The following is a 25843-nucleotide window of genomic DNA, read 5'->3' as shown; positions in this document are numbered from 1 at the left end:
TTGCCCAGGGTTTATATCCTGACCTGTAAGTTGGCACACACTTTGAAGATTTATTATTGGAATTTAATAGGAATGTCGAACTTAAAGAATGGAGGGTTTAGTTATGACACTGGCCAGATACAATCAAAATCGTTTTCCATCAGTGCCTTCATTTTTTAACGACTTTTTCAATGGAAACCTGATGGACTGGGGTATGTCTAATTTTGCAGGAACCCGGGAAACGCTGCCTGCCGTAAATGTAAGCGAGAATGAAAATGAATTTACAGTAGAGGTCGCTGCTCCCGGATTGGAACGCAGGGATTTTAACGTGGACTACCAAAACGGCAAGTTGACCATCTCTTCTGAAAAGAAAGAGGAACACAAGGATGAGAAAGAGGGCAAAGTAACCCGCCGTGAGTTCAATTACCAGTCTTTCCAAAGAGTTTTCAACGTCTCTGAAGAACTGGTAAAAGTGGACGATATTTCGGCCAAATACAAAGACGGAATTTTGACCATTTCTTTGCCCAAAACCGAAGAAGTGAAACCTAAACCGGCCAGAAATATCAGGATTTCATAAACGGCCGACAAACGGATGATGACAACAGGGAATGCCTCAGCGGGTGTTCCCTGTTTTTATTTTACAGGGATTAGGGAAGGTAGGGAGAAAAAATATGAACCATATAAAAAATGCTCCCAAACCCATCTGCATTTTCTTCCTTTCAAAAAAAATCCACTTCAACAGGTGTGGATCATCTATTGGTGAAACCTGTGAGCATTCAGCGGTTTTCAAAAATCAAATTTAACATGTCTAATTTAGAACAATAGACCGTTAGATTTTTAGATAAAAGTAGCCCAGCCGCGCGGAAGCCGGAAGCTGGAGGCTGGAATTTAGAAGCTGGAAACTTTCGAATATAAGAAATTTTGATTCTTTTTGCGGCATATTTAAAAAACTAAGAAAATTATAAAAAACACATTTTAAATGGTTTATGACTTTACTTAGATAAAAGTAGCCCAGCCGCGCGGAAGCCGGAAGCTGGAGGCTGGAAGTTAGAAGTTAGAAGCTGGAAACTTTCGAAGTTAAGAAATTTTGATTCTTTTTGCGGCATATTTAAAAAACTAAGAAAATTATAAAAAACACGTTTTAAATGGTTTATGACTTTACTTAGATAAAAGATCTAAGACGATTCGTACAATATTGACATTCTGAATTTTAACAAACAATCTTCACTGCAAACAGTTAGTTTTCGGATCATTGCAATAGTTCAACGAAGTATTATTAGAAGACTTTGAAGCAAAAAAGCCTGAAGCCACGGCTTTAACCCAAAAAGAAATTGAAACGCCTTACATGCCGATATGATCCGGGATTTGAACGACCTAGCAGAATTGGGGCGCAACAACCTGGATTTCTGCGCCAAAGCAGGCTATTCTGCCGAAGATTTTGACAAGGCAGCAACCCTGTCGGATGAAATGGCCGATCTTTTGGTCAGAGCCAACGGTGAAAGGTTTGATGCCAATGACACCAAAAGAATGCATGACCGGATGTACACATTGCTTAAGCGCCCCATTAACGAAATTCGTGAGTGTAGTCGTTTTGTTTTCTGGCGTGACGAAGACCGTCTGAAAGGCTACGACAACCGGTACAATACTAAGCCGGGCGATGCCCCGTTCTATTGGCTGGCGCCCCGCTGGGGCTCTTGGATAACGGCAACAAGGAGGTCGTTTGTTCTCATTTAAAACTCAATCAGTCCTTTTGGGACATCATTATTTATGGCCATAACCGATATCCTTCCAGTTTACAACATCACAGATATTATTGTCTATCTTTCTCCAACATACTTCGGATCGACTTCTCAATCTGTCCTCCACAATAAGAAGAACCATAACTTTGTTGTTGCCGTTCAATAAATGATTTGATCTTTGGACGGATCTCAATCCGTTGTATTAGTTGAAAAACATTTGGCGCATGCCTCCGGCAGTCTTCTGCCAGATCGGGAAAACAACGAATCATGGTTCCCCACAGAGCTTCAGTAACCAAATCTGCCATGCTGATCTGATCGCCTCCAAGCATGTATTCGCTTTTGGAACTCAACCCAAATCCCTTACCGGTTTCTTCAAACATCTCAAGCCACCTTTTCAGCCTCTTTTGCCTGAACTCTTTCCATTTTTCATACTCCCACATGGTGTTACCATTCAGATTGGTGATCTCGGCCAGTATGTCGTTGCTGTCAAGCACCAGCTTGAGACAAACTGAAGATTTAAAGGCGTCGTCCGGCAAAAAACCGAGTTTTCGGGATAGATGCATGACAATAACCGGCATTTGACTGAGAAAAACATCGTGGTCCAAATCATGCAGGTAAGGTGGCGCCATCATTGGTAACGGCTGAACTTCCACCGGCTTTGAATACAATTCCAAAATTTCTTCAACCGAAGCTTCCTGGTATTTTTCACCTGCTTCCTCCAGCAAAAGACGAATGAAGTTTCCACGAAAAGGAGCCGGCCAGTAATATAATTTGCAGTTCATAGTTGATGAATTTTAAACCCCAAACGATAATTATTGACTAAAAACGCTATCTACAATACTTTGCATATTTCGTCAATTTCACTTCTGTGAGTTCTTATAAGCTTGCGCGCTTCACTCCTCAGATTTTCTAAATTTCCCTCAGTAGCATCATCCATGTCATCAGATCCTAATGAAAGGGTTGTTTGTAATCGATAATAATTGCTGCCCAGCAACACCTTCATCTGATAATTAGCTGCATCCGATACACCATCGAACATGCAACTCAGCAAGGGGAGCATCCATCCGGCTTTTCCCCAATCTTTTGCCTCGGCATAACCAATGGGCCGAACCAGTTCACCTGTGCCAAGTGACAACAGCAAAAATTCCGATTCATCGGGAAATATTTTTTTAGCCTCAACATATGCAGAAACAGAAGGAGAGTTGATAAATATTCCGCCATCAACAAGGGCCCTGGTGGCGCTACCAATGGGTACCAGGGCCGGCTCAAAATAGGTAGGTGCTGCCGATGTGGCCCGTGCGGCATGTTTCATTAAAACAGCCCGGTGCTCATCTTTCCAGCTTTTCAAAAACAGAGGCTCACGGTTTTGAATGTCGTAAGTTGTAATCAAAGTATTAGTCAAACATGCCCCTAGTGGCTCATCAGAAAAATAATCATCCAATACTTTTTCAAGACCCTTTTCAGAGTAGAGTTCATCAGTGATTCCCCCAACTGACGATATGCCTTTCCACAGGGATCGGGAGAATATGTCTTTTCCGCGTTTTTCATAAACTTCGGAAAGCGTTTTGGCCATATATTCGGGCTTGTTATTTCCATCATCCTTGGTCAGCCCCAGTGCCAGAATACCCCCGGTAGAAGTTCCTGCTACCAGGTCAAATATTTCTGAAACCGGCTTTTCTGTTTTTTTCTCAATTTCAGCCAATACTAATGCCGGAATCAGTCCTCTGATTCCTCCTCCATCAATGCTTAAAATCTTTCTCATGGTTATCTTTTTTATTTTAGAGACCTTTTGCCTGCGAGGAACTGAAAAAAACACAAAGGAACCGGCAGGACGCTTCATTAAAACATTTTCCCAATTTATGAAAACTTACATGCAAAAGTCAACAGGTCGAATAAAGAACCTGAAATTCAACAATTACTGACACTTAAGCCCCCCCACCAAACAATATCCCTTTGTGGTTGGTTCCTCTGTAAAACCAAAACAAATACATTATGGAACTCAAAAACAAACGAATAGCAGCAGTTGTGCACGAAATTTTCGAAGATCTTGAACTATGGTACCCGGTCATCCGGTTACGCGAAGCAGGTGCAGAGGTGGTTCTTGCAGGAGAAAAACCAGGTGCACAATACACCGGCAAACACGGATTACCTGCAAGTGCCGATATTGGCTACGATGATTTGAATGCTGATGATTTTGACGGGTTAATAATCCCCGGTGGTTATGCCCCGGACAAGATGCGTCGATACCCCAGGGTTTTGGAGTTTGTTAAGAAGATGGACGAAGCCGGTAAACCCATTGGTATCATTTGCCATGCAGGTTGGGTTACCATTTCGGCAAACATACTGAAAGGCCGAAAAGCTACAAGTGTTAGTGCGATTAAAGACGATATGGTAAATGCGGGTGTGAATTGGGTTGACGAGCCTGTTGTAGTGGATAAAAATTTAGTATCGAGCCGTACCCCGGTTGATTTACCTGAGTACGCCAAAGCTCTGTTGGATTTACTAAAATAGATTCTTCGATTAAAAGGTACAGATTCCAAATCCCCACCAGGAGTGGTTTTCAGCAACATTGATTTATCTGACATCTATAAATCTAACGATCTATTGTAAAACAAGAGACTGCAAAAATAAATTTGTCTATCGGGCGGGGCCTAAGATAAAAGGACGCATTTGATACAGACCAATGGTATCAAATTCGTCCTTTTTTAATTCCTTTGCCAGGGACAGAAAGCCTATTTCCACCAGGCCTGCTTCACCCATTCAACAACAAAGCGGGCATTTTCGTAAGGCACATCGGGCAGGAAACCATGTCCGAGATTAAGTATTAGATCGGGATTTTGCCGGTAAAAGGGAATGAATTTCTCCAGGGCTTTGGCAATTTCATCTTTTGAGGCATAAAGCAAACGGGGATCGATGTTTCCCTGAAGACCTACGCCTTGGGGAACCAGCTCACGTGCGTGCTCGATGGGCATTTGCCAGTCGATGCTCACATAATCAGCTATATCGGGAGTTACATATTTAATGCCCGTGCCCAATCCCTTCGGAAAATAGATAAATGGCGCACCGGTCTCCCTTACTGCTTTAGATATTTTTTCAATGGCCGGCCAAAACAGCTCCATATAAAGATCTACAGGAATCAGTCCGGCATGCGTATCGAACAGCTGAAACACCTCCACGCCATGTTTAATCTGATTTTGGGCATATGTAACCGACATATCCGCAATGGCATCAATCATTTTTCGTGCATCCGATTTATTGCGGTAAAGATATTTCACTACATCAGGGAAATTGGGATTCTTGCCTGTTCCCTGAACCATGTAGCATAAAGTTGTGAGCGGTGCTCCACAGAAACCAATCAACGGAGTATTATCCGGCCTGTGTTTTATAATGGCCTCAATATTTTGGTAGATGTATTCCAGCTTTGACGGATCCGGCTCAAGGGCTTTGGAAGGCTCTGCTGCCCCGGCCAGGGGACTCTCAAAAACAGGCCCTTTGGCAGTGAATGACATCTTCATTCCAAGTGCAACAGGTACCACCAAAATATCTGAAAACAGAATGGCTGCATCAACCCCAAGGTCGTAAATGGGCATTAGAGTCACCTCAGATGCCAGGTCCGGATCACTCATCATCTCATGAAAAGCATACTTCTCTTTCAGCTTTTGATAGTTGGGCAATATCCGCCCCGCCTGACGCATGAACCAAACGGGAGGCCGGTTGGTGGGTTTACCTTTTAGTTTGTCGAGTAATATTGTGTTTTGCATTTTCCCTGTTTTAGCAGAGGGCAGAGAGAATGGGGCAGGGAGAATGGGTAAACACCATCTCTATGCCCTATGCCCCATGCCCTGTGCATTATGCTGAAATTTCCTTTAGCGCCTCTCCTGACAACTCAATCACTTTTTCAATCTCTTCCATGGTGTGCGCTGCTGAAACAAAAGTACACTCAAATTGAGAGGGAGCCAGCCAAATGCCATTTTCCAGAGACTTCCGGAAATAGGCGGCATATTTATCGGTATCCGAACCCGATGACAATTCGTGGTTCCAGACTTCTGGTGCATCGTTAAAGAAAAGAGTCAGCATTCCACCTATGCGGTTGATTACAGCAGAAACACCTGATTCTTCCACATTTTTCCTAAGCCCTGCTTCCAAATAAATAGCTTTGGCTTCGATGTCTTTATAGATTTCAGGCTGATCATTCAAAACACCCAACATGGTGCTCCCGGCTGCCATAGCAAGAGGGTTTCCGGAAAGTGTTCCTGCCTGATAAACGGGGCCCTCAGGAGCCAGATGGTTCATTATTTCAGCTTTTCCTCCAAAGGCACCAACCGGTAGTCCACCACCAATGATCTTTCCCATGGTGGTTAGGTCGGGAGTTACGCCCAGATACTCCTGAGCTCCTCCGGGAGCCAAACGGAAACCGGTGATAACCTCATCAAAGATCAGCAAAGCGCCATTGGTGCAGGTCAGCTCCCTCAAACCCTCCAGGAAACCCGGTTTTGGGGGAATTACCCCCATATTTCCAGGCACAGGTTCAACTATTACAGCGGCAATCTGGTCTTTATATTCAGTAAATAATTTTTCTACCGATTGAAGATCGTTGTAAGATGCGATCAGAGTGTCTCCGGCAGCTGCTTTAGTAACTCCGGGACTATCTGGCAAGCCCAGTGTCATTGCTCCCGATCCGGCCTGAATCAAAAAACTGTCGGCATGACCATGAAAGCAACCGGCAAACTTGATGACTTTGTCGCGTTTGGTATAGCCACGGGCCAACCTAAGGGCACTCATTGTAGCTTCTGTTCCCGAGTTAACCATTCGTACTTTTTCCACGGATGGCACCATCGAAATGATCAGCTCTGTCATTTTATTCTCCAGCAGAGTCGGAGCTCCAAAGCTGGTGCCTTTGGCTGCAGTTTTTGTGATGGCCTCAACAATTTCTTCACGGGCATGCCCCAGAATCAGAGGCCCCCATGATGCCACGAAATCAATGTATTCGTTACCATCAACATCCCAGACCCGGGATCCTTTTCCTTTTTCAATAAATATTGGATCGCCCCCTACACTTTTAAAGGCGCGAACCGGCGAATTGACGCCTCCCGGCATAAGTTCGAGAGCTTTTTTGTATGCTTCTTTACTTTTGGTTGTATTCATAAATATTGTTTTTGCTAAATATCGTAAATCGAGCCATAAAGGAATGAGGGAGTTTTTCTTCTATTTTCTCATTGATTAATTCACTCATTATTCAACACAAATTCTTTGGCATGATAGGTGATAATCACATCTGCACCGGCTCGTTTGATTGAGGTTAAAATCTCTTTGATAATTCGTTGTTCATCAATCCAGCCATTTTGGGCAGCAGCTTTTACCATAGAAAATTCGCCACTCACATTGTAGGCCACTACAGGCATGTTAAAACTTGACTTCACCCTATTGATTACATCCAGGTAACTCAACGCCGGCTTCACCATTACCATATCTGCACCTTCATTAATGTCCTCCTGAACTTCACGGAGGGCTTCATCGGTATTGGCCGGATCCATCTGATAAGTGGAGCGGTCTCCAAACTGCGGGGCACTTTCCGCTGCATCGCGAAACGGCCCGTAGAAAGCTGATGCATATTTGGCAGAATAAGCCATGATGGGGGTGTTTTCAAACCCGCTTTCATCCAATACCCGGCGAATGGCACCCACCCGGCCATCCATCATGTCACTCGGGGCAATAATATCAGCCCCTGCCTCAGCAAGCGTGACCGATTGTGCCGAAAGCGTTTTCAGTGTAATATCGTTATTTACATCGCCGTCTACAATAGTTCCACAGTGTCCGTGAGTGGTGTATTCACAATTGCACACATCCGCCACAATCATAACCTCAGGCACAGCCTCTTTAAGTGCCTTTACAGCTCTTGGCACAATCGCATCGTGACGGCATGCGACGCTTCCATCCTCATCCTTCTGTTCCGGAATACCAAAAAGCAGTATCTTATCAATGCCTGTAGAAGCATAAAGCTCCTTCACTTCTTTAACCAACAAATCAACAGACCACTGATAGTTTCCCGGCATTGATTTTATGGGGTTTTGTACCCCTTCGCCGGGACACACAAAATAAGGCATTATCAGATCGTCTCTGTTGACAATGGTTTCCCTCACCATGTTTCGAATGGCCGGGGATTTTCGTAGTCGTCTGAGTCGTGTTATTGGAAAGCTCATAAAATAGATCGTTAGATTATTAGATTATAGCACGTTAGTCTTTACTTTTAATTTAGTATTTGAAAGGAAAGGACAATTGCTGCCCCGAAGGGTCGGGGTAAACTCAATGCTTGTCTTCAAAACAGTCATCCCGAAGCATCGGGACTCCCGCTTTTCAGACATCTCAAGCCATGCAATTGACGCCTTCCTGCAGGCACAGATGAAAACTGCTGGCACTATTTAGATCAAACATACAAGGCACATAACCAATGTTTTGAACCCGTTTGGTTTTTTCTCTTATCCCGTTGATATCGCATAACTGCTCTTCCTGTGTGACACTCGTCCCTCCGACTAACAGTCCCGGTGTGGTTTAATTGGGTTCGGGGCAACCAGGCTTCAATTCAAATTAAAAACATATCAGCCAACTGCTTACACCCAGCCTTAACACCATTCTATCTTTCACCCCTTTCACCCTCTTACCGTCTGTTCCTCTTACCTTCTCCCCGTTCCACCATATCAACCACGCACTTGGCCAGTCCCTCATAACTCGGTTCTGTAGCAGTTTTAACAAGTTCTAAACCCAGCTCACGTGCTGCATGCGAAGTGGTTTCGCCAATGCTCACAATCCTGAGAGGTACTTTCAACCGCTCACTCACCATTTCAAACAGGTTTTTTATGGCAGAAGGACTGCTCACTGCAATGAAATCATATTCATCGATTACAATCCGGTTCAACAATTGTTGATCAACTTCCTCGGGTCTTCTGGTATCGTAAACATTCACACGCTCCACCCGGTTATGAGGAGCAAGCGCTTGATACAATGTGTCGGGAGCCATATTTCCCAGGGCCAACAAAATGCGCTTTCCCCTGCCAGTATGGCTTGTCAACTGATCAGCAAATTCCTGCCCTGTTTTCCCGCTTCCTACAAAATGAGGCTGAATACCATACGCTTCTAAAGGTGCTGCAGTCCCTTCGCCAATAACCGCTATCTTATTGTGGGGGTGAAAAGAGGTCTGCTCAAGAAACGATTTTGCACCATTCTTACTGGTAAAAACCACCCAATCGTAATCCTCCAAATATCCGGGAACGGTAAACAACCGAAAATCGACTTCAATCATCGGCAAAGGCAAAACAGCCATACCCTCCGATTCCAGAATCGTGGAAAACCGGTCATTTTTTTTAACCGGCCAGGTGGTAATTATGGTTGTTGTTTCTCTCAAAAGAGTTACTAATTTACGTTTTTAGTAAAACAGAATCGTTGCCTCCAAAACCTGCTGGTCCCTTTGCGGGGCTCCGGGGTTACCAGGGCAAACCTCAGAAATTGCCCGATTTTACTCCCGTTGATTCCCAACTATCGGATTGTTTTCAAAATTTCACGACCACCCATTGACAACAACTTTTCAGCCAGGGCAGCAGCTTCAGCATTGGCGGATTCTATATTACATGTAACCGACTCCTTCAGTAGCTTGCTGCCATCAACAGCCGCTACAAGTCCGGTTAATTTTATTTGATCGCCCGAAACCTCAGAATAGCAAGCCACAGGTACCTGGCAACCACCTTCTATAGTTTTCAGGAAAGTCCTTTCGGCAGCTGTGGTCAAAAAAGTATTGGAATCAGTTATGCTGTCTATAATCTCAGACATTTCAGGATCATTTTCCCGGATTTCCATCGCCACAGCCCCCTGGCTCACCGCCGGCAGCATTACTTCCGGTTCCAGAAACTCTGTAACCTCAGACTCCAGTCCCAAACGTATGTAACCGGCACCGGCCATAACCATAGCATCACAATATCCTTCTTTCATTTTTCGCAGACGCGTATTTACGTTTCCACGGATATCTACCACCTTAAGTTCGGGATTAAAGTGCAGTAACTGGGCTTGACGACGCAGGCTTGAAGTCCCTATTTTGTCCTCAGAATTCAGCTCTTTAAGTGACCTGCCGTCACGGGAAACCAGAACATCGCGCACTTCTCCTCTTGGCAGAACACCTCCGAGTGTAAGCTTATCGGGCAGGGTCGTCGGCAGGTCTTTTAAGCTATGCACTGCAACATCGATGCGGCCATCCAGCAAGGCAATTTCAATTTCCCGTGTAAACAACCCCTTATCCCCTATTTTCGACAAGGCCACATCTAACACTGCATCACCTTTGGTTTTTATGGTAATTATTTCCACCTCTGCTTCCGGAAAATTTTGTTCCAGAGCACCTTTTACCTTATGAGCCTGCCACATGGCAAGTTTGCTGCTTCGGGTGCCTATATTTATTTTATTTTTTGTCATATTCATTTAAGCCTTAGACTTTGAGACAACAGAAATAAGAGGATTGTCCGTTGTGACATTCGTTCCGTGCCAAACACCCCCTGAATTTAATCAAATAACCTGTTTACCATATCTACCAACTCTCTTTTCCGCCCATTATCGGTGGTTGTTTTCAGGTTCTTTATCAATGTACGAATCATCTTTTCAGACAAATGTTTTCCATACTTCTCCATAATTTCCACCTCCTCATCGGAATGAGCTGAGCGAAATGCGTCCAATCCGTTTTGATGCAAGTCCTGGACCGAGGACATAATGTACCTGATGGTGGGAGATAACTTCTGACTGGTCAGCCAGTCTTCAAACTCCACACTCTTGGTTTGGATGATTTGGCATGCCGTATCGAAATAACTCTTCTTTTTCTCTTCATTCTGCACCACCACCTTTTTTAAATCATCGATGTTAAGCAATCGAATATTTTTTATCCCGGCCAGCTGTGGGTCAATATTGCGGGGAACCCCCAGATCAATCATCATAATTTTATGCGTCGGCGCTTGCTCCCCGATCAATCCGGGATTAATAAGATGCTCACCTGATACAGATGAAATCACAATCTCTGCTTCATGGATGGCAGCTGAAAGCTTCCCGAAAGGGACAATCTCAGCCTGAAATCTGGAGGCAAGGTGACTGGCTTTCTCATAAGTACGATTGGCGATAGAGATAAACTGACAACCTCTTTTATGAAGGTTTTTCACCACCAATTCACCAGTTTCTCCGGCTCCCACCAGCAAGATCTTTCTTTTTTCCAGGTCTGAGAAATGTTCCCGACACTTTTCCACTGCGGCATAGCTTACTGAAAAGGCCCCTCGGCTAATACCTGTTTGGGTTCGCACCTGCTTACCCACTTCCAGTGCTTTTGAAAAAAGCCGATCAAGGATCTTTCCGGCAAACCCCTTCTCCCTGGCAAACCCATAAGCATCTTTTATCTGGGACACAATCTGATATTCACCAATTACCATTGACTCCAACCCGGATATCAGCCTAAAAAGATGATTGACTGCATCCTGATCAAACAGATGGTAAAAGTATTCTTTACTTTTGGAGGAGTACTCTGCAAAATTGTGAAGACATTCATCAATATGCTGAATTCCCCCTTTAAGGCAGTTGGCTTGTGTAGAGAAATACAACTCCGTGCGGTTGCAGGTGGAAAGAACCAATATCCCTTCTACCCGGCTTCCGGAAAGAATGCATTCCGATAAATGCACGATGTCTTCGTTGTTAAAAGCATATCGCTCCCGTACTTCAAGTGGAGCAGATTTATGACTTAAACCGATTAATCCTATCATAGTGTCGGTTGGTGATGAGTGTGAAATGAACTGCGAATCCCTCTGACCGGATGAAAAAGGGTACTCGAATTGTTAGGCTTCAATTTTAAACACAACTAAAAACAAAGCGTTTAGGGCTGTCAATTACAACCGGGTGGCAGTAAGTATCAATTCTTTTACAGAAACGATGCTTTTAGCACCAAAAGGGAGGAGATAATCCTGAAAAACAGTTTAAGTACTGACTTTCATTTACGACTGGATCAGGCATTCGCACAATAATCCGCAGATTGGCAGCCTCCAAACAGCATTGCATCGGAGGATGCACTCCACTCAAATGATCTTTTTTACAATCAAAACTGTCTGAACAAGCCTTAGTAAAATGAAAATCAGTTTCACAATCGGATTCAAATACGGAAGGATTATATATATGATGATTTTGAGCTTTATGATCATCAAAACAGAGAGCATCATCAAGCGATTGGGTGGAAGTTTGCATTGAAAAAACAAAAACCACACCCAACAGAAAAAGAAATGGAAGTAAGGAGCCTGTGATGCCTACCAAAAACATTTATCCTGATTTTTTTCTGTAATTACCAACAAATATAATGATTTAGAATGGGTATAAAAAGAAGTGGCTGTCAAACTAATTTTGACAGCCCCAATTTAATATCTCTCAGAACACAATAGATCGTTAGATTTTTTAGATACCTGCCTGACGGCACTCAGGAAAGATTTAAGACAAATCATACAATGCTAATAACCGGGGCTTTAAAGCAACCACGGGCATGATTCCAAAAAATTGATTCCCAGATTTTAAAAAAATCTAACAGAGTATTGAGAACAACAATATCAACCAATAACAGAAGTGATCTCCTCAGGTTTAACAGATTTCTGCTCTCCTGTTTCCATATTTTTGATGGTCACTACACCATTATTTATTTCTTCTTCACCCACCAGAGCCACGAAACCAATATTCTTTTTATTGGCATAAGTCATCTGCTTTTTCATTTTGGCACTATCGGGATAAACTTCAACTTTCAATCCTGATTTTCTCAGATCTCCGGCAAGCTTAAGACAATGCGCACCTTCTTTTGGCCCAAAGTTCACAAACATCAACTGAGTGGTAACAGTGACTTCGGGAGGATAAAGTTCAAGCTGGTTCATCACATCAAAAATACGATCGGCACCAAAAGATATCCCAACACCTGATACATCTTTCAGACCGAAAATACCGGTCAGGTCATCGTAACGACCACCACCGGTAATACTGCCAATCTCCACATCAATGGCTTTCACCTCAAAAATAGCCCCCGTATAATAATTCAGACCACGGGCCAGAGTAAGGTCAAGCTCCACACCTGTCTCGACGTTCAACGCATCAATGATGGTCAAAACTTCATTAAGTTCATCAACTCCTTTAGTTCCCACTTCTGATTCGGCAAGAATCTCTCCCAGCTTCACCAATTTTTCAGCGTTGCTGCCGCTCAAAGACAAGATGGGTTGAAGTTTCTCAATAGCTTCATCAGAAAGACCTTTCTCTGATAGTTCAGAATTAACTTTCTCCAGACCAATCTTCTCCAGCTTGTCTATGGCAACCGTGATATCGGTCAGGCGGGAAGCTTCGCCAATAATTTCAGCAATTCCGGCCAGCACTTTCCGGTTATTGAGCTTGATCACCACACGGATCCCCAGTTTCTGAAAAACCTCATCCACAATCTGAATCAGCTCCACCTCATTGAAGAGGCTATCGCTGCCAACAACATCCACATCACACTGAAAAAACTCACGGTAACGGCCTTTTTGAGGACGGTCGGCACGCCACACCGGCTGAATCTGGTAACGCTTAAAAGGGAAAGACAGCTCATTCTGATGTTGAACCACAAAACGCGCAAAAGGAACTGTAAGATCGTAACGAAGTCCTTTCTCACTAATTTGACCGGCGATGGCATTTGAGTCTTTTCTGGCCAAAAGAGATTCATCCGCTTTTCTCAGAAAATCGCCTGAATTGAGGATCTTAAACAGCAGTTTATCGCCTTCATCGCCATATTTACCAAGCAATGTATCCAGGTTTTCCATGGCAGGGGTTTCGATGGGCATATACCCATAACGTTGAAACACCTCTTTAATGGAGTCGAAAATATAATTGCGCCTCACCATTTCGGCGGGAGAGAAATCTCTTGTTCCTTTGGGGATTGATGGTTTCTGAGCCATTGCTTTACAGATTTTTCAAATTCGGCTGCAAATTTAGGAATAATTCCGGTAGGTCCTAAGTTATACTCACCAACCTTATGTCAAAATGCAGAACCGCATTGGGCGGAATTTTATTTCCGGTTCCTTTTCTCCCCCAGGCAAGGTCCGAAGCCACCCAAAACTTGTAAGGACTCCCGACTGACATTAATGGAAGTCCCTCCTGCAGTCCTTCAATAAGTTCATTCACCGGGACAATAGATGTTTGGTTGGCACGATAAGTATCTCCCAGAATGGTTCCATTCAAAAGCAGGACCCGTTGATGAATCTCAACAGTACTCCATTCATCGGGTTTTTCACCCTCCCCCTCATCAACGATAAGATATTGAAGACCACTTTCCGTTTCAACGACACCTGGCTTCCGGGCATTTTGAGCTAAGAATTCTTCTCCCACCTTACGGTTATTGCCAGCAGATCCTTTGCTTTTTTGACGTTTCTCTCTTCTTCCCATACAATTGATCGTTAGATTTTGAAATACCTGCCTGACGGCAGTCAGGTAAGACATCAGATGAGTCGCTTTCAACTAACTTCATGGCCTCTAAAACAAACTCCCTCAAAAACACCCCCTATTCATTAAGCCCTTGCAAAACAGACACATCACAAAACACACGAAAATAAAATAATCGGAATGCAAAGAAAGCTATAATCTGCCATTCAGAAAAAAACAGCTGATTTAAGATCTCTTCTTCCTGAATACTCCTTTAATTTTATTAATGGTAATAGAGTGCCTGGAAGTTCCCTGATCGCCCAGCAGGAAGGCATAAGGCTTCATTGCATCGATGTGAGTAAATACAATGCGCGTAATAGCCAAAAACGGAACAATCAGTAACATCCCGGGAATGCCCCATATGATGCTGGCTGCGACCAACCCGGTAATTATAAAGAAGGGATTGACCCTGACATTCCCTCCAACAATATTTGGAGTCAGAATATTATTCTCAATAAACTGAATAATAATGAAAAGAATAACGACCCTAAAGGCCATGGCCGGATCGTTTTCCCCAATCAGAGCATAAAGAAGTGGCACCATACCGCCAAGTAACGTACCAAAGTATGGGATAAAATTAAAAATGGCAGATATGATCCCCAAAGCTATTGGATATTTTAAGCCTATTATCAAAAGCCCTGTAGAATTGATAATACACAGAATTAGAACAACTGCCAGCACTCCGGCCATATATCGGCCAAACACCTGTGATATTTCACGAAGAATGGTGATGACTTCTTCACGGTGCTGCCTCCCGAAAATCATCATCAGAAAATAGGCAAACTTAGTCCTGTAGTAAAGAAACAAAAAGATATAGACCGGCAGAAGTCCAAAATTCACAATAGTGCTGGTGGTGGCATTAAAAATATCCTGAACATATTGCCCTCCTGAAGCCAGCAAATTGCCGGCCTGCTCCTTTATCAATGCTCTGGTTTCATTTTTGTCAAAACCAAAATGTTCACTTATGCGTGATATTGAATCGGCCAAATTTCGCAGGCCGGTCTCTGCCAAATGCGGAAAATCGCCGGCTACGGGGGTGATCTTACTGTATGCCAAAAGCCCAAGACTTACCAATATACCCAGTCCTGCAACAATGGCAATAAAATTAGCCAAAATGCGAGGAATGCTGTGTTTTTCTAACCAATTGACCACCGGAAAGAACAAGTAAGACAACAAAAAACCAAAAGCAATGGGCCAAAGAAAATTGCGAACAGCAATGAGTCCGTAAATAAAAAGAATCATGGCCAACAAAGAAAAACTCACACGCTGAACCATTGAATATCGTCTTTCAGACTTTTTATAACTATTTCTGGAGTTCATTATCAATTTATTTTTATAGTCCCTTTTGCTAATCAAGTATAGAGCTCAGAACTTAGGAATAAATTTCAAGAGTCAAAAGTTCAGGCAGTTTTTCCAGGACGTCAATTACTCATACAATTTAATGAAAGTCCTTTGTATTACAATAGATCGTTAGATTTTTAGATAAAAGACTTGAAACTAACCATAAATTGCTAATAACCAAGGTTTTAAATCAGCTGTGTATGCAATTCCAAAAAGTTGATTGATAGCCTTTTACAAAATTTCAACAGAGTATTATTGTATTCGAAACTCTAAATATAGATATTATTCACCCGTTGATAAATTTTTTCTCAATTTCATAAAAGCATAATGAAGTATTTTCTCTGAAAAAGAAGAAAAAAAGGGGTGCATATCGCTTGATTTTTAATTAACTTACATAATAAGTTTTAACACAACTGCTCCTTATCTCCCAAAAGACGACCTGCACAAAAAGGGCGAGATTCTCTATCTGTCACCAAGTCAGGAATCCAATGACCTGATCTCTTTATCAGGAAAAAAGATAAAAGCTATGAACCTCACAGAAGTAAATAATTACCAGGACATTTTTAACGACATTGGAGATTTATTATTTATAATAAACTCAGAAGGAAAAATTCTCGAAATAAACAATCCTGTTACTGCCACTCTGGGGTATCGGGGAAACGAATTGTCAGGAAAAAACATTTTGGAGCTTTTCCCTTATTCATTGCAGGAAAGAGCAAAAAAAAAGATCCTCACCAAAGGCAATGAAAAACGCAACTTTCCGGGGTTAAAACTCCTATCAAAAACCAAAAGATCTATCCCTGTTGAATTAAACATTTTCAAAAGTTCCTGGAACACCTCAGAGTCATTCATTGTTGTTGCCAAACCTTTTTCTGAATTGGCTTTCTCGGAAGAAAAATTCTACCGGATTTTTAATCATAACCAAACACTCATGTCGATTTCTGACCCGGAAACGGGAGAGTTTATCAATGTCAACAAAACTTTCTTAAAACTCCTTGGATATTCAAAATCAGAAGTTATCGGTCACACAGCAGAACAACTCAATATTTTTGCTGACCATCATCAATGCAAAAACTTATTTATTGAAGTATCAAAAAACACGGAAGTTCAGACCAAAGAAGTTATCCTTCAGACAAAATCGGGAAAAAGCCTGACTTGCTTATACTCTGCCTCCCAACTCCTCATTAATAATACAACTTACTTTTTTACTTCCGGCATTGATTTGACGCCACTAAAAGAAGCTGAAAAACAGCTTAATCAAAACCTTCAACAAAAAGCTTTGATTGCTGATATATCCCAAAGTTTCAACTCAATTACCAAATCCTCACCAAAATTTGATGAAACTCTTGAATTAATAGGGAAACACATCGATGTGGACAGAATTGCAGTCTTTGAATTCGATGCGAACGAAAATACAGCCCATTGCACTCATGAATGGTATAATCTCTCTGGAAAAACATCTACCCCCCGATTTCAATTAATTAATTTTAAAGAAAACTCCATCTGGAAGAATCTTTTGATGGAAAAAGGGGAGATCTTTTTTGCTGAAATGGCAGAAGGTCCGGAAGAAATCAAAGCTTTTCTGAGCCAATTCAATGTGAAATCGTTTTTTGCCATCCCGCTGATAACAGGGCAGCAGTTCTTTGGTTTTCTGGCATTTGAAAATTGCTGCAATCAAAAGTTTTTCAGCACCGGAGATGTTAGCTTTCTTAAAACAATAGCCAATATTACCTCCAACACTTTTGAACGCATCAAGTATCACAATTTACTTAAAGAGCAGAAAACCCAGCTGAAAATGGCTATTGAAAATACGGGGATTGGTTTGTGGGATTGGAATATGCGAACCGGCGAAACCTACTTCAATGAAAATTGGACAAAAATGCTGGATTTTGATTATTTCGAACTTAAGCCATGCCTAAAAAAATGGCAAGATCTTATTCATCCGGATGATCTTCCCATTGTCCAAAAAACTTTTCAAAAACACATTGAAGGAATAATTCCTGTTTATCACTCCATCCACAGAATAAAAACCAAATCGGGTGAATGGAAGTGGATTATGGATTCGGGTAAAATAATTGCACATGACTCAGAAGGAAAACCATCAAGGGCCATCGGTATTCATGTGGATATCCATCGCCAAAAAGAGATTGAAAATGAGCTCAGAGTTGCCAATGCAACAAAAAATAAATTTTTCTCCATTATTGCACATGATTTAAGAGGCCCTATTGCAAGTTTACTGCAAATTTCAGAAGTCATATCTCAAAATGAAGACATTGACGAAAGCACCTTCAAACAATTTATGAAATCCCAGCTCGAAATCTCAAAAAACACTTTTGATTTGCTCGAAAACCTTCTAAACTGGGCCCGGCAAAATGAAAACCAATTAAAATACAAACCTAAAATCATCGATCTCAATAAAATTGTTGATTATTGCGTTAATGAAAACGGCTTCAGGGCCAAATCAAAAGGGATTACGATGTTGGTCAATCACAGCGCGGCTTCAAAAGCTTATGCCGATGAAGACATGATACGATTGACAATTCGGAACTTGTTATCCAATGCCATAAAATTCAGTCACGAAAATGGAAATATTGAAATCGGAGTTAAAGCAAACAAAGAACAGGCCTTCTTCTACATAAAAGACGATGGATTAGGAATTTCACAAAAAAACTTACAAAGAATCTTCTCTCAGGAAGAATTTTTTACTACTCGCGGAACGGCTCATGAAAAAGGCTCCGGTCTGGGATTGATGCTCTGCAAAACCTTTATTGAGCAAAATAAGGGACAATTGAACATTGAAAGCAAAGTTAATTCCGGCACTACTATCTCCTTCACGCTTCCATCCCTGTAATCCGGTTGTTTTGCAAATAAACATTTTCAGGATTTCTTCATCCTTTTTTCTTCTTTAATTAACTTTGCCGCCATTTAAATTCATTTTCAGAAAAATGAGAGGGCAGGAAGCAAAGAGCAAATATTACAAAGTATCTAAAATCCGTTGGCTCACCGATGATACTTTTTCATTGAGAATGACCGGTCAGAAGCTAAACTTCAAAGCCGGCCAGCATGTAATCCTAAGTATTCCGGGAAGCAGTCAGAGCAGGGAGTATTCCCTATATAATGGCAAAAGTCAATCTAATCCGGAGGTGCTCGTCAGAAAAATTGAGAATGGGATCTTTTCCGGCTACCTATCCATGCTGTCAGAAGGTGATATCGTAGAGCTAAATGGCCCCATTGGAGAGTTTACGATAGATGAATCAAAAATAAACACCCGCCACTTCGTATTCATCGCCAGCGGAACAGGAATCGCCCCTTTTCGCAGTATGGCGGAGACATTCCCTGAATTAAACTACCAGGTTATCCATGGCATAAGGTACGGCAACGAGGCCTATGACAGGCAGGTTTTTCATCCCGCCAGATATACAGATTGCACCTCCCTGGATAAAACAGGAAAAGTACAGGGAAGATTGACAAAGCATATAGCAGAAGCAACTTTTTCAACCAATACCGAATTTTACATCTGTGGAAACAGCAATATGATATTCAATTCACTGGACATACTTAAAGAGTAAGCGCCGTGCTGGAGAAGATGGGGTACCAAAAGACCGAAAAAGAAGAAAAGCGCCTGAACTCATTGGGCAAATCATCGATGTAAAAATTACATCAGCGGCTGATATGTCATTAAGTAGAGAGATTGTAGATATGCCCCGGGAAACAGGTCAAAACTCCAGCCAACATTAATCGATAAAACAGAAATGGACATCGCCACAATCCAAACAATACCAACCAACTTGAATCTTGCAAACGGAAACGGACGCCGGGTGGCATTTAAGACACCGGGCTTCCGCATGAATCAGTATGAGACTGATGCTTTAGCTAATCAGTTTTATGAAGCCGGTTACAAGATTGTCGGCTTCAATGAAAATGACTCAACCGGATTTGCCACCGGATATGGTGAACACTACATCCCTTTTTAAATAAAAGCCAAAGGACTTAATCGAAATTCGTTCCGGAAAATAAAAGCCATTGGGCTGGATGGACGGGGAGATAAGCTCTAAGTTTTAGGGGAGATTATTTAGCAATAGATCATTAGACTTTTAGATACCTGCCTGAGGGCAGTCAGCAAAAATGCAAAATAATTCATACAACCCTGATGTTCTATACATTAAGACAATAGATCGTTAGATTTTTAGATATTAGATTTAAGATGAATCATATAGTGCTAATAACCAGGGTCTTAAAGCAATCATGCACATGATTCCAAAAAGTTGATTTATAGCCCTTTACAAAAGTTTAACGGAGTATTGTTAAGAAACAATCACTTTAAAAAACAAATAACTGACTTGCACAGCATTGAAAGAGCTTGACGAATTTTACCTTTACGAAGAAGACTTTATTAAAACAGCTTTTAACACCTTCCTCTGGCGCAAGGGCTATTGGTTACAAAAAATCCCAAAAAGCCTCCCATTGCAATAAACTTAAAAGCCTCTGTGAAAATTACGGAATCAAAGGCTTTAGCTTCCGAAAAATAATAATAGCCAAATCCGGCAGCTGCACCAACGACAATGCTAATTATTGAAGTCTTAAAATGTCTGGTTTTAATCCATCCTTTAAGGCCTCTGTTTTCAGTTTCCAATTCAAGTTTCTTAAACTCCATATATTAAATTTATTTATGCAAATATATAAATATTTTAAATAATAACAAAGTCATTGACTGAGTTCTGGCGGGAAGATAACCCAACAAAATTCTTACACTCAATTAAAACTTTCCTGAATTCCTGTTTTTTTTCTAGATTTAAGCCGGATTAAAACATAAAAAATGGCTCAAACCCGCAAACACTTTCATACTTTCGATGCATTAAGGTTCTTCTCCTTTTTGTTGGTTTTCTTTCACCATCTTCCAACAAAAGAAAACAGCTGGCTGCAATGGTTTTCAGAAAGTGGCGGAATCGGGGTTTCTTTCTTTTTTGTTCTAAGTGGGTTTTTAATTACATATATTCTTCTTCTGGAGAAACACAATCAAACTGAACTATCGCTAAAGAATTTTTTTGGCAGAAGAATATTAAGAATATGGCCACTGTTTTATGCCATGATTCTCTTTGCCTTTCTTACACCGCATATACTGGACTTTTTAAATCTACCCGACTCCAATCAGGGGTATGAGCCCGACTGGCTTGTATCGGTACTTTTCCTGGAAAACTACAAAATTATGCTAACAGAAAGTCTTCCGGGAATTTCCCCTTTGCCCGTAATGTGGTCATTATGCGTTGAAGAACATTTTTACATTTTGTGGGGATTGCTTTTTTTCATTGTTCCAAACTCAAAAACCTGGATCATTGCATTAACAGCCCTCCTTTCGGGGGTCATATTCCGAATCATCTACCATATGAACGGGCTCATTTTTGCCGACATCTTTACCAATATCGATTACTTTGCTTTTGGCTCAATTCCGGCGTTTATCCTTGTTAAAAAGCACAGACTGATCGACAAGGTTGCAGAAATTCCGCTAACGCTCAAATATTTGTTTTTTTTATTTACTCTCGGATTAATATTTATTGTGCCACAAGTCAACTTTCCGGGCAAAGACATAATTACACCAAATATTCTTGGATTTTTCTTTGCCATTAATATTCTTTTTACTCTTCCTCCCAGAAATGCCTTACACATTAAAGACTCTTTATGGATCAGCAGATTAGGAATTTACACTTACGGATTATACCTATTTCATACCATTGTGATTAGTTTGGTGCTTCAAGTTCAAAAAATATTAAATGTCAGTTTTAATTGGGCCATAATCGCCACGCTTTCATTAACCATTACCATTGTAATTAGCATTTTATCCTACAATTTATTTGAGAAAAAGTTTTTAAAACTCAAAAAATACTTTTACTCTTCAAACTAAGGATTGCTGAAAAGCCCCATTTACAAACCGCTCAATTGAAGATTTTTCCTTTAACTTTTCAACCAACACCCTTAGAGTAAGAACTTTTTGCAATCTCCCTGCCCAAGTTCATAAACCTTATCGATAACTCCAATCTCAATTTGAGGTGAGTGCCCTGATTCAAAAGAAACTTCAACTTTGTGCTGAGTAAAATGAAGCCAAATCCAGTGCCCACGGTATCGGATACGCATATTAAATCCCTTCATTTCCTTTGGCAACCGTGGATTTAACCAGAGAATCCCTCCACGAATCTCCAAACCGGTATAGCAACGCTGAACCATATCTACAGTACCGGCCATGGCACCAAGGTGAATGCCTTCGGCTGTTGTACCGCCCTGTATGTCTTCAAAGTCGCTTATCAGCGATTCTTTGAATACCTGATAAGACTCTTCCCTGTCGGAACGAGAAAAAACCCAGGAATATACCAGTCGGCTTAAGGTAGATCCATGCGAACTTCTTTGAATATAATAATTCACCGTATCTGGAATGATGCTGCGATCAAAAGTGTACCCCAAACGGTTGAACAGATTCTCTATCTCATCGGAAGAGAGCAGGAAAAAGAGCATTAAAACATCAGCCTGTTTACTTACTTTGTATCGGTTTGGCGAGTCACCCTCAGCTTTCAGAATACGGTCGAGTCGTTGAATATCGCCATACTTCCCGCGGTATTTTTCAAAATCCAGATCTTCTAAGTTTTCATAACCTTCAAACTGACTGATAATGCCATTATCCATAAATGGCACAAACATATTTCTGCTGATTTCATCCCATCTCGTTATCTCGTCTTCATCAATCTTCAAATCAGTAAAAAGTTCCTTTTTCCGGGTGTCGGACAGAAGCTCCACAAAATCAAGGGCAGTGCGCAAAACCCACACTGCCATCACGTTGGTGTAAGCATTATTATTTAACCCGGGTTGGTCGGAGTCCGGGTATTCTGTATGAAATTCATCGGGACCAACCACATTGTGAATTTCGTACCTCCCACGATCTTTGTTGAAGAAGGACAAGCTTGACCAAAACCTTGCTATTTCAAGCATCATTTCAGCGCCATAGGCCATTAAAAATTCAATGTCACGGGTAGCTTCATAGTATTGATAAATATTGTATGCTATAGCAATACCAACATGCCTTTGCAGATAAGTATTATCCGGGTCCCATTTCCCTGATTTGGGATTTAAGTGAACTACCTGACTTTCTTCCCGGCCATTACTTCCGCTCTGCCAGGGGAACATAGCACCCCGAAAACCTGCCAGCCTTGCCGCACGCTTTGCTGCCGGTAAGCGGTGATAACGATACATCAAGAGAGATCTGGCTAATTCGGGTAACTGAAAATTCAAAAAGGGAAAAACGAACAGCTCGTCCCAGAAAATATGTCCCCGATAAGCCTCCCCATGCCAGCCCCGAGCCGGAATTCCAACATCCAACCCAATGGTGTTTTGAGAAGCAGTTTGTAAAATGTGGAAAATATGCAATCGTAAAATTAACTGAGTATTATTCCCATCCTTCAGATCTATATCACAGCGATACCACAATTCAGACCAGGCATGGGCATGTGCTTCGGCAAGCTCATCAAAACTACCGGCATCATACAGGGAATTTTTGGCTTCCAAAACCGGTTCAGTAATAGCTCTGTCTTTTGATGAATAAATGGCCACAATTTTTTCAATCTTTACACTTTCATTCTCATCACAATCAAGATCAAAAAGATGTGCTACATATCCTACTTTTTTAAAAAATCTCCGATTTACTGGAAGCTCCTCACCATCCCTGAAAGCTCTTGTTCTGGCAGCTTGAACCATTCTTAACTTCGATTGATTGGCCTGAACCCTAAGGTAGATGCTTTCCTCATTAAATGAGCCTATTTCCAATGGTTGAAGATGAACGCTTGTTAAATCTCTATACCTGGGGACTCCTGAGTTGGTAACGGTTCCGTCAAGTGCTGAGCGAATTTGTATCTTTCCCGACCAGTTTTCAGGAGTAATCTCCCATTGGATACCGGCAAAATGGGGATTTTTCATATTTACGAAACGCCGGGCAATCAAGCTGGTTTCGCGCCCGTCTTCCTCTCTGAACTTGATGGTACGCTTCATTATTCCTTTGTACAAATCCAGTTCATGTCTGTAATGAAGGACTTCCACATCATCCAAAAGGAACCAACTCCCACCGTCATGTTTAAAGGTCAACGACAGCCAGTTGGGCCAGTTTACCAGGTCTTCATTTTCAACAATCCGCCCCGAAACTTCCGATTTGGCCCTGTTGTAACCACCTGCCAGGTAGGTTCCGGGATAATGATCGTTTTCGGCTTTTGATTCTTCCGCAGCAGCACGGGTTGCAATATATCCGTTTCCTAAAGTAAAAAGGGCCTCACGCAAAGGCTCATGCTCAGGAATATAATCTTCGTATATAATTTTCCAATCATTGTTTTTATTCATATCTGCATTTTTTTGAGAAGGATTATACAGTTTTGAAAAACAGAGGAAAGATAGGTGCGATGTCAGAAAACTGCTTGGGAAAATTCGACAAAAACAATCCTATAGGAAATAAATGTTGACCAAAGTATTTTCATAGCCTGGAGTTTACATTTCTTTAAATTTAAGAAAAATATCAGAATTCAAATAATAACTTTGCACCAAACTATTCTTTTAATATAAAAATAAAAGTCTGATTTTTACCATACAAAATAAACCACTAACAGACTTTCACAGAAAGAACAAACAAACCGTAACAGACACCAAATAATATGGCTTTAAAAGACTACAGGAGATTAAGAAAGATTTTAGCAGAGAGTGATAACTGGCCACAATTGTATATGTTTAAATTCATTGTGCCCAACCAGCATGGAAAAGTGGATAAAGTAGTGGCACTTTTGCCGGAAAAAGCAGATATCTCTTTTAAGCATACGAAAAGTATGCGCCATGTATCAGTTACCTGTAAGGCAGTAATGCAGACACCTGACGATGTTGTAAAAATAACCCAGGAGGCAACCGCCATAGAGGGAGTTTTTTCTTTGTAAATAGTGTTTGCACAGATGAAAAACATGAGTTTTCTTGCTGGCACTAAATAGTGCCTGTCTGTAAACTAAGTAAAATTTGTTTTAGTCATGTGTATGGTCAGAAAGTGCCAGCTGCAAAGCCTGCCCCGATTTTTCTTCGGGAGCTTGTGAAGCCGCCAAAAGCGGAGTCCCGATGCTTCGGGATGAGTATTTTGGCAACAAGCATAACGAAGCAAATGGTACTTTACGGACAGACTTCAAATACCAACTCAATATAAAATACACACTAAATCTGTTTCATGAAAAAGAAAAGCTTTTTCCGGCTCACGGTAATTGCCTTGGCATTTTGGGGGCTTTCTTCATTTCAACCCGAAAGTGAATGGCAACCTTTACTTGACCAGGATCTCTCTCAGTGGGATATGTATCTAAGCTTCAAACACACCAATGATTACAACGGAGAACACCCCCTGGATAGTACCGGCAATCCTGTTGAACCAATAGGGTACAGCAAAAACGTGAACAATGTTTTCTCGGTTTCGGAAGAAAACAGCGAACCAATACTCAGAATATCAGGCGAGTACTACGGATGTATCTTTACAAAAGAAGACTATCGGAATTACCATCTGAAATTGAAAGTTAAGTGGGGAAATAAAAAATGGGAACCGCGAAAAGATAAATTATTGGATTCGGGAGTATTGTATCATTCCAGAGGAGAATGCGGCGTTGATTACTGGCGCTCATGGATGCTTGCTCAGGAGTTTCAGATAATGGAAGGACATATGGGAGATTATTGGGCCATAGCTAACAGTGCCATCGACGTGAGGGCATTTCCACAGGAAGGAATGATGAATTCAATTGCCGGTCATAGCCAGCCATTTATTAGCCTTGGTGGCGATAGTGGTCGCAATGCTTTTTGCATCAGAAGTGCCGACTATGAGAGTGAAAAGGAAGAATGGACAACCCTGGAGCTTATATGTCATGAAGGACAAAGCCTGCATATCGTGAACGGACATGTTGTAATGGTACTCAAAAATTCACGGTTTTTCACAAAGGAAGGCTCCCGAGCTCTGGATAGTGGAAGAATACAGATTCAAAGCGAAGCTGCTGAAGTGTTTTTCAAAGACATTAGGATAAGAAAAATTGAAAAGCTCCCTCTTAACTATGCTGAATATTTTTAAACCCAGTTTATCCGGACGATATACCTGGAAGGTTGCTCAAAAAATTATTGAGCAACCTTCTTTTTTAATACCCCGCCAAACCCTTACAAACCCTTTCAAATTACTCCTTTACAGCCACTTAACCACCTAAGCATTTGTTTATTAAAATACAGATTATCAATACTGCACGAAACATCTTACATCTTTC

Annotated in this window: 23 protein-coding genes; 9 read left to right on the top strand and 14 right to left on the bottom strand. The window is 41.5% G+C overall.

All coding sequences use genetic code 11. From position 1 onward, the window contains the following. Positions 1 to 88: 88 nt before the first annotated feature. Both DDZ16_RS02365 and DDZ16_RS02355 read left to right on the top strand, forming a co-directional pair. Positions 89 to 556 (top strand): Hsp20/alpha crystallin family protein, encoded by a 468-nt coding sequence (locus DDZ16_RS02365; RefSeq protein WP_232526531.1) that lies wholly within the window; start codon positions 89 to 91, stop codon positions 554 to 556. A gap of 788 nt (positions 557 to 1344) precedes the next feature. Beyond that, positions 1345 to 1713 (top strand): hypothetical protein, encoded by a 369-nt coding sequence (locus DDZ16_RS02355; RefSeq protein WP_146192188.1) that lies wholly within the window; start codon positions 1345 to 1347, stop codon positions 1711 to 1713. 76 nt (positions 1714 to 1789) lie between these two features. Here DDZ16_RS02355 and DDZ16_RS02350 read toward each other — a convergent pair whose 3' ends face one another. After that, positions 1790 to 2500 (bottom strand): glutathione S-transferase, encoded by a 711-nt coding sequence (locus DDZ16_RS02350; RefSeq protein WP_109262798.1) that lies wholly within the window; start codon positions 2498 to 2500, stop codon positions 1790 to 1792. 50 nt (positions 2501 to 2550) lie between these two features. Further along, positions 2551 to 3480: a patatin-like phospholipase family protein gene (locus tag DDZ16_RS02345; RefSeq protein WP_109262797.1), complete on the bottom strand. Its 930-nt coding sequence runs from the start codon at positions 3478 to 3480 to the stop codon at positions 2551 to 2553. A gap of 230 nt (positions 3481 to 3710) precedes the next feature. Here DDZ16_RS02345 and DDZ16_RS02340 point away from each other — a divergent pair, with 230 nt between their 5' ends. After that, positions 3711 to 4229 carry a type 1 glutamine amidotransferase domain-containing protein gene (locus DDZ16_RS02340; RefSeq protein ID WP_109262796.1) on the top strand — a complete coding sequence of 173 codons (519 nt, stop codon included), beginning with the start codon at positions 3711 to 3713 and terminating at the stop codon, positions 4227 to 4229. Between the two features lie 221 nt (positions 4230 to 4450). Here DDZ16_RS02340 and hemE read toward each other — a convergent pair whose 3' ends face one another. The 9 genes from hemE to DDZ16_RS02290 all read right to left on the bottom strand — a co-directional run bounded on the left by hemE (position 4451) and on the right by DDZ16_RS02290 (position 15527). After that, positions 4451 to 5479 carry a uroporphyrinogen decarboxylase gene (hemE, locus tag DDZ16_RS02335; protein ID WP_109262795.1) on the bottom strand — a complete coding sequence of 343 codons (1029 nt, stop codon included), beginning with the start codon at positions 5477 to 5479 and terminating at the stop codon, positions 4451 to 4453. An 88-nt stretch (positions 5480 to 5567) separates the two neighbouring features. Beyond that, positions 5568 to 6863 carry a glutamate-1-semialdehyde 2,1-aminomutase gene (gene hemL / locus DDZ16_RS02330; protein WP_109262794.1) on the bottom strand — a complete coding sequence of 432 codons (1296 nt, stop codon included), beginning with the start codon at positions 6861 to 6863 and terminating at the stop codon, positions 5568 to 5570. An 80-nt stretch (positions 6864 to 6943) separates the two neighbouring features. Then, positions 6944 to 7918 carry a porphobilinogen synthase gene (gene hemB / locus DDZ16_RS02325; RefSeq protein ID WP_109262793.1) on the bottom strand — a complete coding sequence of 325 codons (975 nt, stop codon included), beginning with the start codon at positions 7916 to 7918 and terminating at the stop codon, positions 6944 to 6946. 455 nt (positions 7919 to 8373) lie between these two features. Beyond that, positions 8374 to 9117 carry a uroporphyrinogen-III synthase gene (locus DDZ16_RS02320; protein WP_109262792.1) on the bottom strand — a complete coding sequence of 248 codons (744 nt, stop codon included), beginning with the start codon at positions 9115 to 9117 and terminating at the stop codon, positions 8374 to 8376. Between the two features lie 131 nt (positions 9118 to 9248). Beyond that, the gene (gene hemC / locus DDZ16_RS02315; RefSeq protein ID WP_109262924.1) at positions 9249 to 10172 is read right to left on the bottom strand and encodes a hydroxymethylbilane synthase; all 924 of its coding nucleotides are present in this window, start codon (positions 10170 to 10172) and stop codon (positions 9249 to 9251) included. A gap of 86 nt (positions 10173 to 10258) precedes the next feature. Continuing rightward, entirely contained in the window at positions 10259 to 11494 is a 1236-nt protein-coding gene (hemA, locus tag DDZ16_RS02310) for a glutamyl-tRNA reductase (RefSeq protein ID WP_109262791.1), read from the bottom strand. Between the two features lie 828 nt (positions 11495 to 12322). Continuing rightward, a complete protein-coding gene (hisS, locus tag DDZ16_RS02300; RefSeq protein WP_109262789.1) occupies positions 12323 to 13684 on the bottom strand; it encodes a histidine--tRNA ligase in 1362 nt (453 codons plus the stop codon). 55 nt (positions 13685 to 13739) lie between these two features. Beyond that, complete coding sequence (locus DDZ16_RS02295; RefSeq protein ID WP_109262788.1) at positions 13740 to 14225, bottom strand: FKBP-type peptidyl-prolyl cis-trans isomerase; 486 nt, start codon at positions 14223 to 14225, stop codon at positions 13740 to 13742. A 168-nt stretch (positions 14226 to 14393) separates the two neighbouring features. After that, positions 14394 to 15527 carry an AI-2E family transporter gene (locus tag DDZ16_RS02290; RefSeq protein WP_109262787.1) on the bottom strand — a complete coding sequence of 378 codons (1134 nt, stop codon included), beginning with the start codon at positions 15525 to 15527 and terminating at the stop codon, positions 14394 to 14396. A 547-nt stretch (positions 15528 to 16074) separates the two neighbouring features. Between DDZ16_RS02290 and DDZ16_RS02285 the strand changes: the two genes are divergently transcribed. The 3 genes from DDZ16_RS02285 to DDZ16_RS02275 all read left to right on the top strand — a co-directional run bounded on the left by DDZ16_RS02285 (position 16075) and on the right by DDZ16_RS02275 (position 19522). Continuing rightward, the gene (locus tag DDZ16_RS02285; protein WP_109262786.1) at positions 16075 to 18399 is read left to right on the top strand and encodes a PAS domain S-box protein; all 2325 of its coding nucleotides are present in this window, start codon (positions 16075 to 16077) and stop codon (positions 18397 to 18399) included. A gap of 94 nt (positions 18400 to 18493) precedes the next feature. Further along, a complete protein-coding gene (locus tag DDZ16_RS02280; protein ID WP_109262785.1) occupies positions 18494 to 19117 on the top strand; it encodes a ferredoxin--NADP reductase in 624 nt (207 codons plus the stop codon). Between the two features lie 183 nt (positions 19118 to 19300). Further along, positions 19301 to 19522 carry a hypothetical protein gene (locus DDZ16_RS02275; RefSeq protein WP_198416662.1) on the top strand — a complete coding sequence of 74 codons (222 nt, stop codon included), beginning with the start codon at positions 19301 to 19303 and terminating at the stop codon, positions 19520 to 19522. Between the two features lie 431 nt (positions 19523 to 19953). On the opposite strand, the gene DDZ16_RS02270 is transcribed toward DDZ16_RS02275, so the two are convergent. Then, entirely contained in the window at positions 19954 to 20202 is a 249-nt protein-coding gene (locus tag DDZ16_RS02270) for a hypothetical protein (RefSeq protein ID WP_109262784.1), read from the bottom strand. A gap of 162 nt (positions 20203 to 20364) precedes the next feature. On the opposite strand from DDZ16_RS02270, the gene DDZ16_RS02265 reads away from it, so the two are divergent. After that, positions 20365 to 21447 (top strand): acyltransferase family protein, encoded by a 1083-nt coding sequence (locus DDZ16_RS02265; protein WP_109262783.1) that lies wholly within the window; start codon positions 20365 to 20367, stop codon positions 21445 to 21447. A 71-nt stretch (positions 21448 to 21518) separates the two neighbouring features. Here the strand turns inward: DDZ16_RS02265 and DDZ16_RS02260 are convergent, their stop codons facing one another. Beyond that, on the bottom strand, positions 21519 to 23918 hold the full coding sequence (locus tag DDZ16_RS02260) for a glycoside hydrolase family 65 protein (RefSeq protein WP_109262782.1): 2400 nt from the start codon (positions 23916 to 23918) through the stop codon (positions 21519 to 21521). A gap of 308 nt (positions 23919 to 24226) precedes the next feature. Between DDZ16_RS02260 and DDZ16_RS02255 the strand changes: the two genes are divergently transcribed. Then, positions 24227 to 24499 (top strand): DUF493 family protein, encoded by a 273-nt coding sequence (locus DDZ16_RS02255; protein ID WP_109262781.1) that lies wholly within the window; start codon positions 24227 to 24229, stop codon positions 24497 to 24499. Positions 24500 to 24580: 81 nt separating this feature from the next. On the opposite strand, the gene DDZ16_RS20675 is transcribed toward DDZ16_RS02255, so the two are convergent. Next, positions 24581 to 24763 (bottom strand): hypothetical protein, encoded by a 183-nt coding sequence (locus DDZ16_RS20675; RefSeq protein ID WP_158275587.1) that lies wholly within the window; start codon positions 24761 to 24763, stop codon positions 24581 to 24583. Positions 24764 to 24777: 14 nt separating this feature from the next. Here DDZ16_RS20675 and DDZ16_RS02250 point away from each other — a divergent pair, with 14 nt between their 5' ends. Beyond that, the gene (locus DDZ16_RS02250) at positions 24778 to 25656 is read left to right on the top strand and encodes a 3-keto-disaccharide hydrolase (RefSeq protein ID WP_109262780.1); all 879 of its coding nucleotides are present in this window, start codon (positions 24778 to 24780) and stop codon (positions 25654 to 25656) included. The last annotated feature ends 187 nt before the right edge of the window (positions 25657 to 25843 follow it).

It is taken from the genome of Marinilabilia rubra (genome assembly GCF_003121985.1).
GTDB lineage: Bacteria > Bacteroidota > Bacteroidia > Bacteroidales > Marinilabiliaceae > Marinilabilia > Marinilabilia rubra.
The sequence above is the reverse complement of the archived record's forward strand: the minus strand, read 5'-3'. Positions and strand labels throughout refer to the sequence as shown.